Origin of the sequence: Arthrobacter sp. Marseille-P9274, from assembly GCF_946892675.1 — a bacterium.
Taxonomy (GTDB): Bacteria; Actinomycetota; Actinomycetes; order Actinomycetales; family Micrococcaceae; genus Crystallibacter.
The window spans coordinates 2,185,702-2,198,049 of record NZ_CAMPOV010000001.1; the positions used below are offsets into that span (position 1 = coordinate 2,185,702).

At 68.4% G+C, this 12,348-nt stretch carries 14 protein-coding genes; 5 read left to right on the forward strand and 9 right to left on the reverse strand.

Annotation, left to right across the window (positions count from 1 at the left end):
• Positions 1 to 5 precede the first annotated feature (5 nt).
• Complete coding sequence (locus tag OC550_RS09950) at positions 6 to 836, reverse strand: general stress protein (protein ID WP_262105622.1); 831 nt, start codon at positions 834 to 836, stop codon at positions 6 to 8.
• A gap of 118 nt (positions 837 to 954) precedes the next feature.
• Here OC550_RS09950 and OC550_RS09955 point away from each other — a divergent pair, with 118 nt between their 5' ends.
• The 3 genes from OC550_RS09955 to OC550_RS09965 are packed head-to-tail and all read left to right on the forward strand — an operon-like array spanning position 955 to position 3,961.
• Positions 955 to 2,235 carry a CBS domain-containing protein gene (locus OC550_RS09955; RefSeq protein WP_262105624.1) on the forward strand — a complete coding sequence of 427 codons (1,281 nt, stop codon included), beginning with the start codon at positions 955 to 957 and terminating at the stop codon, positions 2,233 to 2,235.
• Positions 2,228 to 2,821 (forward strand): DUF1003 domain-containing protein, encoded by a 594-nt coding sequence (locus OC550_RS09960; RefSeq protein WP_262105626.1) that lies wholly within the window; start codon positions 2,228 to 2,230, stop codon positions 2,819 to 2,821. Before OC550_RS09955 ends, OC550_RS09960 begins: the two co-directional genes overlap by 8 nt.
• 3 nt (positions 2,822 to 2,824) lie before the next feature.
• Positions 2,825 to 3,961 carry an Mrp/NBP35 family ATP-binding protein gene (locus tag OC550_RS09965; protein WP_262105627.1) on the forward strand — a complete coding sequence of 379 codons (1,137 nt, stop codon included), beginning with the start codon at positions 2,825 to 2,827 and terminating at the stop codon, positions 3,959 to 3,961.
• On the opposite strand, the gene OC550_RS09970 is transcribed toward OC550_RS09965, so the two are convergent.
• From OC550_RS09970 to sigE, 3 genes are read right to left on the reverse strand one after another with little or no spacing between them, the layout of a single operon-like run.
• On the reverse strand, positions 3,958 to 4,353 hold the full coding sequence (locus tag OC550_RS09970; protein ID WP_262105628.1) for a sec-independent translocase: 396 nt from the start codon (positions 4,351 to 4,353) through the stop codon (positions 3,958 to 3,960). The genes OC550_RS09965 and OC550_RS09970 overlap by 4 nt on opposite strands.
• Positions 4,354 to 4,386: 33 nt before the next feature.
• A complete protein-coding gene (locus OC550_RS09975) occupies positions 4,387 to 5,397 on the reverse strand; it encodes an anti-sigma factor (protein ID WP_262105629.1) in 1,011 nt (336 codons plus the stop codon).
• A 7-nt stretch (positions 5,398 to 5,404) separates the two neighbouring features.
• Entirely contained in the window at positions 5,405 to 6,013 is a 609-nt protein-coding gene (gene sigE / locus OC550_RS09980) for an RNA polymerase sigma factor SigE (RefSeq protein ID WP_262105631.1), read from the reverse strand.
• 224 nt (positions 6,014 to 6,237) lie between these two features.
• Between sigE and OC550_RS09985 the strand changes: the two genes are divergently transcribed.
• Positions 6,238 to 6,870 carry an O-methyltransferase gene (locus tag OC550_RS09985; RefSeq protein WP_262105632.1) on the forward strand — a complete coding sequence of 211 codons (633 nt, stop codon included), beginning with the start codon at positions 6,238 to 6,240 and terminating at the stop codon, positions 6,868 to 6,870.
• Here the strand turns inward: OC550_RS09985 and OC550_RS09990 are convergent.
• The 5 genes from OC550_RS09990 to OC550_RS10010 form a co-directional block, all read right to left on the reverse strand.
• Positions 6,860 to 8,455, reverse strand: a complete 1,596-nt coding sequence (locus OC550_RS09990) for a M17 family metallopeptidase (RefSeq protein ID WP_262105633.1) — start codon at positions 8,453 to 8,455, stop codon at positions 6,860 to 6,862. The two genes, OC550_RS09985 and OC550_RS09990, sit on opposite strands and share 11 nt — an antisense overlap.
• A 12-nt stretch (positions 8,456 to 8,467) precedes the next feature.
• Positions 8,468 to 8,647, reverse strand: a complete 180-nt coding sequence (locus OC550_RS09995; RefSeq protein WP_262105635.1) for a DUF3117 domain-containing protein — start codon at positions 8,645 to 8,647, stop codon at positions 8,468 to 8,470.
• Positions 8,648 to 8,813: 166 nt separating this feature from the next.
• Entirely contained in the window at positions 8,814 to 10,040 is a 1,227-nt protein-coding gene (locus tag OC550_RS10000; protein WP_262105637.1) for a hypothetical protein, read from the reverse strand.
• A gap of 5 nt (positions 10,041 to 10,045) precedes the next feature.
• Complete coding sequence (locus OC550_RS10005; RefSeq protein ID WP_262105639.1) at positions 10,046 to 10,420, reverse strand: DivIVA domain-containing protein; 375 nt, start codon at positions 10,418 to 10,420, stop codon at positions 10,046 to 10,048.
• A 132-nt stretch (positions 10,421 to 10,552) separates the two neighbouring features.
• Positions 10,553 to 11,359: a TIGR00730 family Rossman fold protein gene (locus OC550_RS10010; protein WP_262105641.1), complete on the reverse strand. Its 807-nt coding sequence runs from the start codon at positions 11,357 to 11,359 to the stop codon at positions 10,553 to 10,555.
• Between the two features lie 240 nt (positions 11,360 to 11,599).
• On the opposite strand from OC550_RS10010, the gene OC550_RS10015 reads away from it, so the two are divergent.
• A complete protein-coding gene (locus OC550_RS10015; protein WP_262106309.1) occupies positions 11,600 to 12,328 on the forward strand; it encodes an amino acid ABC transporter ATP-binding protein in 729 nt (242 codons plus the stop codon).
• Positions 12,329 to 12,348 lie beyond the last annotated feature (20 nt).

Consider the following 12,348-nt stretch of genomic DNA (forward strand, 5'->3'; position numbering starts at 1 on the left):
GCTGGCTAGCGTTGCTCGTCGCCTTCGCGACGGCCCTGCTCCGGATCGGCTGCCGGCGCCCCCGGCTGGCCCGGCTGCTGCTCCTGCTCCGGCGGGAGGCGGACGCCGTACTGCGGCCGCCCGTCCGGCAGGTCGGGGAAGCGGCCGCGGACCGGGGCCCCGGGTTCGGTTTCGGGACCCGCCGGCGGCTGCTGCTGGCCCTGCTCCTGTTCGGTGGAGCCGGAGGCGTACGGATCCTGGCCCCACTGGGCCGGCCGCTGCGGCTGCTGCTGCGGCTGCGGCCGCTGCGGCTGCGGCTGCTCCGGTTGCACGTAACGGCCCTGCTCCGCCCCGGGGTGCAGGGCGTGGCCGGGCATGGACAGCTGGCTGGCCACCCGGCGCGCCTCGAAGATCATGTCGCCGGTCACCACCACGTCGTAGCTGGTCGCGATGATCTGGTTGGTGGAGGTGAAGTCCCGCTTTCCCCTCGTGAAGGCATAGCTGATCACGCTGAACAGGATCCAGAACGCGGCGCCCATGGCCATCGAGGAGAGCACCAGCCCGAAGGTCTGGCCCCCGCCGAAGAGCATCAGCAGCAGGCCCACGAAGAGGCCGAACCAAGCGCCGGTCGCCGCCCCGGTCAGCGCCACGCGGGGGTAGCTCAGCTTGCCCGTCACTCGTTCGACGGACTTCAGGTCGTTGCCGATGATGGAGACGTGCTGGACCGGGAACTCCTCATCCGCCAGGAAGTCCACCACCTTCTGGGCATCCAGGTACGTGCGGTAGTTGCCTAGCAGCTCGCCCTGGGGCAGTTGCTGGCTGGGGTCACGGGATTCGCTACGGCCAAGCATCGACATAACCCCATTCTCCCCTACCAGCGGGTACTGCGCCGGTGGTATCGCCCAAAGTGAACTTGCCGGCGGCTCCACCCGGCCCCGGCGGGCGCCGTCGGGCGCGACCACGTAGCCTAAGGGAGTGAGCACAAATCCCACCAGAGTCTTCATCGCCAGGCTGCTCGGCCTGGATGTCTTCGACCCGCTGGGCGACCGCTTGGGACGCCTGCGCGACGCCGTCGCGCTGGAACGCGGCGGCAAGGCGCCCCAGGTCGTCGGCATCGTCGTCGAGGTGCCCGGGAAGAAGCGCGTCTTCGTACCGATGACCCGGATCACGTCCATTGATGCAGGGCAGATCATCTGCACCGGGCTGGTCAACCTGCGCCGCTTCGAGCAGCGCGGCGCCGAGATCCTCATGGTCGCCGAGATGTTCGACCGCCGCGTCACGCTCGCGGATGGCACGGGGGACGCCACCATCGAGGACATCGCGATGGAGAAATCCCGCATTGGCGACTGGTTCGTCTCCCAGTTGTTCGTCCGCCGCGGCTACTCGTCCTCGCCGCTGCGGAGCCTGCGCCGGAACGAAACGCTCATCGTGGACTGGAACGATGCCCGCCCGGGAGCCAAAAACGAGCCGCAGGCAGCCACCGCCTTCGTCGCCAGCCACGAGGACATGAAACCTGCGGATTTCGCTGACGCGCTGCATGAGATGAGCGACAAGCGCCGCATCGAAATCGCCACCGAACTACAGGACAAACGCCTGGCGGACGTCCTGCAGGAGCTCCCGGATGACGATCAGGTCCAGATCCTCTCCGCCCTGGAAATCGAACGCGCCGCCGACGTCCTGGAGGAAATGGACCCGGATGACGCGGCCGACCTGCTGGCGGAACTGCCGGAGGAGCAGAAGGAAGACCTGCTGCAGCGGATGGAACCGGAAGAAGCCGAGGACGTCCGCCGCCTGATGGAGTACGAGGAGGACACGGCCGGCTCGATGATGACGCCGGTTCCCGTCATCCTGCCGCCGGAAGCCACCGTGGCCGAGGCCCTGGCCCACGTGCGCCGGGAAGAACTCAGTCCGGCCCTGGCCTCGGCCATTTTTGTCTGCCGTCCCCCGCTGGAGACGCCCACGGGACGCTATCTCGGCGTCGTCCATATCCAGCAGTTGCTGCGTTTCCCGCCGCCGGAGGCCCTCGGCAACATCGTGGACACGGACCTTGAACCCGTCTCCGACCAGGCGGACATCAGCGAGGTGGCCCGCATGCTGGCCACCTACAACCTCAACGCGCTCGGCGTCGTGAATGAAGACGGCAGGCTGGTAGGCGCCGTCACCGTCGACGACGTCCTGGACCATCTGCTCCCGGACGACTGGCGGGCCCAGGATGACACGGACGAGCTGATGCGGAAGGCAGGACGCAATGGCTGAAAAGCAGAACAGCACCAGTGGACTGGATGTCCCCCGCGAGGCACGGCAGCGGCTGCTGCCGCGCCTGAAGCCCAACCCCGACGCCTTCGGCCATGCAACCGAGAGCTTCGCGCGCTTCATGGGCACCCCCCAGTTCCTGATGTGGATGAGCGTGTTCTGCCTGATCTGGCTGCTGTGGAACACCTTCGGGCCGGAGTCGCTGCGCTTCGATAGCGCCGCGCTGGGCTTCACCGCCCTGACCCTGATGCTCTCGCTGCAGGCGTCGTATGCCGCTCCCCTGCTGCTGCTGGCCCAGAACCGCCAGGACGACCGGGACAAGGTCACCCTGCAGCAGGACCGCCAGCGGGCCGAGCGGAACCTTTCCGACACCGAGTACCTCACCCGGGAGCTGGCCTCGCTGCGCATCACGCTTCGCGAAGTGGCCACCCGCGACTTTGTCCGAAGCGAACTGCGCACGGTGCTGGAGGAACTGCTCGAATCGCAGGAGAAGGACGACCGCCAGCGGAGGCGGAAGAAGAAGGTTTCCGACGCGACGTCCTCGCTGCCGCGGGTCTCGGCGGAGGCCGAAAGCACATCGGAGAACTAGGACATGACTGACCAGACTGCCAGCCTGGAGGCGGTGCGCCGTGCGTTGGACACCGTGATCGACCCTGAGCTGCGCCGCCCGATCACCGAACTCGGCATGCTCAAGGACGTGGCCATTGACGACGGCGGCAATGTCACCGTCGAAGTGCTGCTCACGATCGTGGGCTGTCCCCTGCGCGGCACCATCACCGAGGACGTTCGCCGCGCGCTGGAGCCGCTGGCCGGCGTGGCGGAGGTCACGGTGCTGATGGATGTCATGACCCCCGCCCAGCGCAACGAGCTCAAGGACCGGCTGCAGGCGGGCGGCCGGGGCAATCCGTTCGCGGACCCTGCCTCGCTGACGCGGATCTATGCCGTCGCCAGCGGCAAGGGCGGCGTCGGAAAGTCCAGCGTCACCGTCAACCTCGCCTGCGCCATGGCGGCGCAGGGGCTGCGGGTAGGCATCGTCGACGCCGACGTCTATGGCTTCTCGGTCCCCGGGCTGATGGGCATCACCCAAGCCCCCACGCAGGTGGACGAAATGATCCTGCCGCCGGTGGCTCACGGTGTGAAGGTCATCTCCATCGGCATGTTCGTCACCGGCAACCAGCCCGTCGCCTGGCGCGGGCCGATGCTGCACCGGGCGCTGGAACAGTTCCTGACCGACGTGTACTTCGGTGACCTGGATGCGCTCTTCCTGGACCTGCCGCCGGGCACCGGGGACGTGGCCATCTCCGTCGCGCAACTGCTTCCGGCCTCGCGCCTGCTGGTCGTCACGACGCCGCAGAGCGCCGCGGCCGACGTGGCCGAACGGGCGGGTTCCATGGCCACGCAGACCGGCCAGCAGGTGGCAGGCGTGATCGAAAACATGTCCTGGCTGGAGCTGGCCGACGGAAGCCGGCTCGAGGTCTTCGGCACCGGCGGAGGCCGCACGCTCGCCGACCGGCTGAGCGCGTCGCTCGGCACGGAGATTCCGCTGCTGGGACAGGTGCCGCTGGAGCAGAGGCTGCGCGAAGGCGGAGACAACGGGCTGCCGATCGTGCTTGACGACGGCGGGGCCGGACGTTCGCCGGCGGCCGTGGCCCTGAGATCCATCGCCGAGGGCCTTGCGGCCACCCCGCGAGGCCTCGCCGGGAGGTCGCTGGGGATCGCTCCGGCCTAGGTCGCCTCGATGTCGAACGGCGCGGGTTGGCCCGGCTCCAGCCGCTCCGCGGCGGCTTGGGTCGGGCGGGAAACGGCCTTGACCGCAGTACCGGCGGCGCCCGCGGCGGTCGCTCCGGCAGCCGCCGTCGGAAGGTCCTCATCATCGAGCAATGCTTCCTTGATGATGCGCCGCGGGTCATACTGCCGCGGATCCAGCTTCCGCCAGTCCATGTCCACGATCTCGTCGCCGACTTCCTCGCGCAGCTGCTCTTTCGCGCCGGCCGCCATCCGGCGAACCTGCTTGACGAGCCGGGCAAGCTGCGCCGCATACTCGGGCAGACGCTCGGGACCGAGCACTATAACGGCGATCACCGCAAGGATGACCAGTTCCGTTCCGTTAATTCCGAGCACGATTGAAGATTACCTGTTCGAGCCGCACGGCACCTAGTTGGCACCCTCTGACCGCGCATCCGCGGGCAGGACCATCTTGCCCAGGCCGCGGATGATCCTGCTGACCGGATCGTCCAGCGCGGCGGGCCGCGGCACCGTCAGGCGGGACTTCTCCGCGATGATGACCTGGCCGACCATATCCGGCAGTTCGGACAATGGTGCATCCGACCACATCGTGTAAGTCACGTCGGCCGAGTTCAGCACGACGGTCCAGTTTGGCCCGGCGCGCAGCCACATGTCCCGATCCATGCCGTCGATCGGGCGGAACCCGTCAGCGGCCACCGACCGCCCTGTTACGGCGTTGACCGGTGCCACCGCCCTAGCCGCTTCCGGCGCGGCAGGCTGGGGGCGTTCCACGCCGTGGCGTTGTTCCGTCACCACGACGCTGCCGTCCTCTCCTTCGAGCTCCACCCGGACGGCAGGCTCTCCGGCGACCATCATGGTGCGGGCCGATTCGAGTTCGTAGCCCAGCCCGGACAGCTGCGGACAGTTCCAGCCGCTGCGGCGCAGTTGGGCCAACTCCTCCCTGCCCATTTTCTGTCCGGCCGCCATGCCTCCGAGGTCCACCGTTGTAGTGCCGGCGGCCTGGCCGCCGGCCGATCCGGTCGCCTGCAGGGCGGGCTCTTCGCCGCCCAGGATGTACGCCGTGCCGAAGGTCAGCGTGGCGAAACCCGCCGCGGCGCCACAGAGCACCAAGAGGGTCTGGCGCCGGGAGGCGCGCTTGGCCGGCGTCGCGTGCGAGCCGGGAGCAGCCTTGTCCGCCGAGGGGAGGTAACCACCGGGCCCTTCATCCGCCCTGGCCGGTGCGTTCAGCAGCCGGCCCGTCAGGTCCGGACCGGGCGGGGGCACGTCAAGGGAGCGCAAACGCTCCTGCAGGGCACGGTGTTCCGCGATCCAGCTCCGGCAGCGTTCGCAGCTGGCCAGATGGCGTTCGAAACCGGGTCGGCGGTCATCGTCAAGCTCACCGTCCAGGTAGTCCGCCATGTCACGTTCGGGATGACGCATGGTGGATTCAGAGCACTCCTGCTACTCGCGGCAGCTTCAGCCGGGAGACCCGCTTGGCCGCCGGATCCCGGTGCGCCAGCTTCTCGCGCAGCATGGTGCGCCCCCGGTGGATGCGGGACCGGACCGTGCCGAGCTTGACGCCGAGCGCCTCGGACACTTCGTCGTAGGAGAGACCCTCCAGGTCGCAAAGGACCACGGCGGCACGGAAGTCCGGCGGCAGTTCTTCCAGGGCAGCCTGGACATCGATGTCCAAGTTGTTGAACTCGAAGCTCCGCTCCGGGCCGGGATCCTTCCCGGGGATCTTGGCCTCGGCGTCCTCGGACAGGCCGTCGAAGCGGATCCTGCTCTTGCGGCGGGCCTGGTCGAGGAAAAGGTTCGTCGTGATGCGGTGCAGCCAGCCATCCAGCGTGCCAGGCTTGAAGTTCTCCAGGGAACGAAACACCCGTACGAACACTTCCTGGGTGAGGTCCTCGGCGTCGTGCTTGTTTCCGGTGAGGCGATATGCGAGCCGGTAGACCTTGGCCGAGTGGTTGACCACGACTTCTTCCCACGTCGGGGCCGTCCAGTCCGCCGCCGGGGCAGGCGCGTCCTGAGGGACCGGTCGGTGCTTGGTCATGGTGTCTCCCCTCCGCGGCTGCCGTGACTCCCCCGCGGGTTCATCCTTTGATCAGCCGGTACGTGCTGTTTAACGCGCATGTCCATCCTGCCTCGGAAAGCTGGGAGAATTCTGGTAGCAGGCTGCAAAAAGAACGATGGGGCCCCGGCCCGTATAGAGCCGGGGGACAGCCGGACAGTAGGCTAGGCAGGGCCGCACAAAAACGATCGAGGAAGCGAAGGTTCATGAGCGCAGACAAGCAGACCAGCTGGTCCTACACGGAGGGATTGCCCGCCGAGGATGAGGTGCTGCTCCGCGCCCGCGAACGCTCCCGGGAGCTTGGAGTGGCTTCGGTCAGCCCGGGCGTTGCCGCCGCCTTGACCGTCCTCGCCGCCGGGTCAAAGGCACACACCGTCGTCGAGGTCGGCTCCGGCGCCGGCGTTTCCGGCGTCTGCCTGCTGCGAGGCTTGCCCGCCAACGCCGTCCTGACGACGATCGATTCGGACGTGGACCACCTGCGTGCCGCCCGGGAGTCATACCTGGAGGCTGGTATCCCCAGCAACCGCACGCGCACCATCTCGGGCCGGGCGGCAGACGTCCTCCCCCGGCTCACGGACGGCGCCTACGACTTGGTGTTCATCGACGCCGACAAGCCCTCGTACCCGCTTTACCTGGACCAGGCCGCCCGGCTGCTCAAGAGCGGCGGCATGCTCATCATCAACGACGCTTTGGACCGCGACCGGGTCTCGGATCCGGCCATCCGGGACGACACGACCAACATCCTGCGTCAGGTGGGCAAGGCGGTACGGGAGAACGAGTCCTTCCTCTCGACCATCCTCCCCACCGGCGACGGGCTCCTGCTGGCCGTCAAGCGGTGAGGTAGGACAGCAGCAGCCGCGTGCCGAAGCCCGTGGCGCCCTTGGTTACCTCGGCCTCGTCCGCCGTGGCGCGGGCGGGCCCCGCAATATCCAGGTGGACCCATGGGACGTCACCGACGAACTCCCGCAGGAACAGTGCCGCCGTGATGGAACCGGCAGAGACCTTGGAGCCCGGCGAGGAAATGTGCGACAGGTCCGCGATGTCCGAGTCCAGGGAGAACCGGTACTCCTCCGCCACCTCGGCCAGCGGCATGTGCCAGACCCGGTCGCCCGAGGCCTCGCCCGCTGCTTCGAAGGCGGTCACCAGGTGCGGCGCCGTGGCGTAGAGCGCGGCGTGCCGGCGGCCCAGGCCCATGGATGCCGCGCCGGTCAGGGTCGCGATGTCGATCAGTTCGTCCGGAGCCAGTTGTCCGACGGCGTAGGCTAGGGCGTCCGCGAGCACCATTCGGCCCTCCGCGTCCGTGTTGCCGATCTCCACCGTCGTGCCGCCGTACACGGATACGACGTCCCCCGGCCGGTAGGAGGCCGCCCCGATGGCGTTTTCCGCCAGCGCCAGCAGACCGGTAACGCGGTGCCTCACTCCCAGCTCCGCGGCCGCGTTGAGCACCGAAAGTACGACGCCGGCGCCCGCCATGTCCGTTTTCATCGGGACCATCGACTCGCGCGGCTTGAGCGAAATGCCTCCGGTGTCGAAGGTGATGCCCTTCCCGACCAGCACTACGTGCCGGGCGTCCGGGACCGGGTCCTGCGGCGAGTAGGTCAGTTGGACCAGCCGCGAGCCGTACTGCGAGGCACTGCCGACGGCGAGCAGCCCGCCAAAGCCGGCAGCGGCCAGTTCTGCCTCGTCCCAGATCCGCACCTCCAGCCCGGCGGAGTCGGCGAGCCGCTGGGCCTGTCCGGCGATCCAGGCAGGGTTCTTCACGTTCGACGGCATGTTGGCGAGGTTCCGGGACAGCCAGACGGCGCGCCCGGTCGCGGTCGCGGCCGAAACTGCGGCCGCGGATACGCCGCTGAGTTCGAGTTCGGCGGCCACTGCCTGGGGCGCCGGCGACGTGCCGGCCCTCGGCGGACGGTAGCCGCCCAGAAGGAAGCCCTCGATGAACGCCTGCTGCGCTGCCTCGGGCAGTCCGTCCACCACGCTGGAGCGGACAGTACCCGCGCCCAGGGTTGCCTTCGCCAAGGCGGCGCCGGCCTTGCGCAGGCTCGGCGGCGCCTCGTCCCCGACGCCCAGGAACACGAGCCGCTTGGGCAGCCGCTGCTCCTGCCGGGGCGCCGTCGCATTCAGGATTTCCCCCGCCTTGCCGGTCACCGAGTGCACCTCGGCCAGCAGGGTGACGTCCACGCCGTACCGCGCCGCCGCTTCCGCTGCCCCGCGGCGCGGCTGCGGAGTGGCCCGCTCGCCGTCGTTGGCGGACGTGGCGCCCTGCGCCACCGGCACGACAAGGACGTCCGCCGACGATTCCAGCCCCGGAGCGTGGCTGTCCAGCGCCGGCCGCGGCACGATCCGGGGCAAACGCGCCGAAACCAGGGCCTCCTCCAGCGTGCGGGCGGTCTCTTCCTCCGGTGTCAGGGCTGATTGCACCACGTCGGCCGATACCTAGCTGGCGACGGCGTCGGTCACGCCCAGCAGGCAATCCCTCAGGTTGCTCGCCTCTTCGGCGTTCAGTTCGAGCACCAGGCGGCCGCCACCATCGATCGGCACCCGCAGAATGAGGCTGCGCCCTTCCTTGGTGACCTCCATAGGTCCTTCTCCGGTACGCGGTTTCATCGCAGCCATCTGGATATCCCTTCCACCGAGGGGCATCGGTCTTTCGTCCCGCGCCCGCCAACACAGCACGGCCGGACCGCGACGATCCGCCGTGCTACAACTAGACCCATTATCGCGTACATCACAAGCCGGTACGAAATCAATGCCGGCTGTGGCGTGCCGCACTCGTCCCCGGTCAGGGCGGGTAATCGCCGCCTCCGGGCAGTTCCGCCCAGGACCAGAGCCATGTCACCCAGACTATCTGTCCGGCCAGGAACGCCGCCGCCAGGCAGATCCGGTAGGCCCTGCTCCGGGAGGCCATCGCTGCCACCAGCGCGAGCGGGAACAGCGGCAGCAGCAGCCGGAAGGTGCTGGTCTGCGGGTGCAGGAACACGAACAGATAGCCCAGGTACGCCGCGCACCACAGCCGCAGTTCGACGCCCATGCGCCGCGCGGTCGCGCTGGTCAGCACCAGCACCGCAGCGGCGAGCACCACCAGCGGCGCGAGGACCCCGCCGACCGGTCCGAACAGGTCCGCGCCCATGTCGTACCAGGGTTTGAACGGGATGAGGTCCGTGCCGCGCCAGGCCGTCTCCGTATCGGTGTAGGCGCGCAGCTCTCCGGTGGCCATCCAGGCCACCACCGGCCAGGTCATGGCTCCGGCACAGCTGGCCAGGCCCAGCGTCGCGATCCGTACGAACTCGCCCGGATCGAGCGGGTCCTCGGTCCGCCGGCGCAGCCGCCAGAGCAGGTAGAGGCCCATCATCGCCGCAAACGGGACGCCGGTGGGCCTGGACAGGCACATCATCAGGACGATCGGGATGGCCAGCAGGAACCGGCGCCTGATCACCAGGTAGAGGCTTCCGGCCAGCAGGGCCAGGTTCAGCGACTCGGCATACGGGACCTGCAGGATCGCGGAGACGGGGAAAACCGCCACGAACACGGTGCCCCAGAGCGCGGTGGCGTGCACGGCGAACAGCCGGAAGATGCGGTAGATCAGCAGCGCCGCGGCGAACCCCGCCAGCGTGGCCACCGCCGGGGCGAGACTTTGCCAGGGCAGCCCCGTCAACGCGTTGAGGCCACGGATCAGCGCCGGAAACAGCGCATAGAACGCCCATTGGTTCTCCAGCGCCCGCCCGTCGAGGCCGCGCGGGATCTCCTCCGGATACCCCTGCCGGTAGATCTGCTCGTACCACGCGCTGTCCCAGATCCCGACGAAGGACAGGTAGTCCGGGTGGGCGCTGCCCCAAGGGCTCGGGCCCTGCTGGCGGGCCACGGCCAGGAAGACGCAGAGCGAAAAGAGCCGGGCCAGCCCGTAAGCGAGCAGGACCTGGACCCACCAAGGCCATCCGGCCAGGCGCTTGCTCCAGTGCTGCACGTGGCCGCGCACGAGGGAACGCGGGCCCCGGCGCCCCTCTTCCATGCCGGTCACGATTGTGGCGCCGGCGGCGGGACGTCGTCGTTCTTCCAGTGTTCCTGCCTCCTGAGCTGAGCGATCGTCGTGTCCCGGTCCGCGAGCGCATCGCGAAGCGCATCCAGCACCTGGTCCACCTGGTCCATCCGGTAACCGCGCAGCCCCACCGAGAAGCGGAGCCGTTCGACGTCCTCGGCCCCGGGCCGCTCGGGGAGCAGCACAGGCGGCAGCCGGGGGTCGGACTCGCTCAGGCCCTCGAGCCTCACGACCTCCCCGTGCTGCCAGCCGGCTCCAGCCGATGGAGGTGTGCCGCGGCTGAAACGTCCCGAAACCGCCACGGCCACCGCACCGGCGGCGGCGATGGCGAGGAAGACCAGGAACAGGCTCACAGCACCATCGTGCCAGATGCGCAGGACCGCGTCCGACTGCTACAGCGAGCCGCCGCCAGCGGGAGGGAGGCCGGGCGCGCGGCGGTCAACGGCCGGTGCTACGCGCTCCCCGGGCCGCACGGACTTCGCGCCCTACATCGACTCCGTCGTCGGCCGGCGGCGTCCGTTGCGGACGGACAGCCCCGCCATGATGTGCTCGACGGCTTCGTCGGCCGTGTCCACCACGCTGACCAGGTCCAGGTCCGCCTCGGCAATCATGCCTTCTCCGAGCAGTGTGCTCTTGACCCAGTCGATCAGCGGGCTCCAGAACGAACCGCCGACCAGGACGATCGGGAACGACGTCACCTTCTGCGTCTGGACGAGCACCATGGCCTCGAACAGTTCATCCATGGTCCCGAGGCCGCCGGGCAGCACGATGAAGCCTTGGGCGTACTTCACGAACATCGTCTTCCGCGCGAAGAAGTACCGGAAGTTGATGCCCAGGTCCACCCAGTCGTTCAGGCCCTGTTCGAACGGCAGCTCGATGCCCAGTCCGACGGAAAGTCCGCCGGCTTCGCTGGCCCCCTTGTTGGCGGCCTCCATCGACCCGGGGCCGCCGCCGGTGATGACGGCGAAGTTCCGCTCGACCAGCAGGCGGCCGATCTGCTCGGCGATGTCGTAGTGCACCGTCCCCGGCCTCGTGCGCGCCGAACCGAACACACTGATGGCCGGACCGAGTTCCGCCAGGGTCCCGAACCCTTCGACGAACTCGCTCTGGATGCGCAGGACGCGCCACGGGTCCGTGTGGGTGAAGTCCTCCCGGTCCCGGGTGTCGAGAAGGTACTGGTCCGCCTGCGGGATATTGGCCTGCGAGCGACGCAGTTCCACCGAACCTTTGTGCCGGGCGGGCAGGCGTGCCGCCAGATCCGACGGCAGCGGAACATCTTGCTGGTTACTCATCACCCAAGGCTACAGATCCGGGCGGCCCGGGCGCCTCCTTTCACGATATTTCCCCTGCTCGGCGGGGATCGGCGGAGGTTTCTCTTGAATCACGATTGAAGCAGGAGGGGCGAAATGCGTGGCATGCGGGGAAACGTTCGCTAGATTCAAGTCATGACCAGTGACAACCCCCACAGCCAACCCGTGCCGGCGGCCTCCGGTGCGCCTACTCCGGCAGCCCGTGAGGGCGCCGGGCAGCCGTTGGTGCAGCTCAAAGATGTCAACAAGCATTTCGGCGACCTGCATGTCCTGCGCAACATCAATCTGGAGGTCAGGAAGGGCGAGGTGGTCGTCGTCATCGGCCCCTCGGGTTCGGGCAAGTCCACCCTGTGCCGGGCGATCAATCGGCTGGAAACCATCGACGACGGCGAAATCCTGATCGACGGCACCAGGCTCCCCTCCGAGGGCAAGGAACTCGCCCGGCTCCGCGCCGACGTCGGCATGGTGTTCCAGTCTTTCAACCTCTTCGCACACAAGTCCATCCTGGAGAACGTCACCCTCGGCCCCGTCAAGGTCAAGGGCACGAAGTCGGCCGCCGCCAAGGAACTGGCCATGAGCCTGCTGAAGCGGGTTGGCGTCGACAACCAGGCGGGCAAGCTGCCGGCGCAGCTCTCCGGCGGCCAGCAGCAGCGCGTCGCGATTGCTCGGGCCCTGGCCATGAAGCCCAAGGTCATGCTCTTCGACGAGCCCACGTCGGCGCTGGACCCGGAAATGATCAACGAGGTCCTGGACACCATGGTCGGCCTGGCGAAAGAAGGCATGACCATGATCGTGGTGACCCACGAGATGGGATTTGCCCGCAAGGCGGCCGATCGAGTGATCTTCATGGCGGACGGCCAGATCGTCGAACAGGCCACCCCCGAAGAGTTCTTCACCAACCCGAAGAGCGAACGGGCCAGGGACTTCCTCGGCAAGATCCTCAACCACTAAGTCAGCAACTGCGGTTCCTT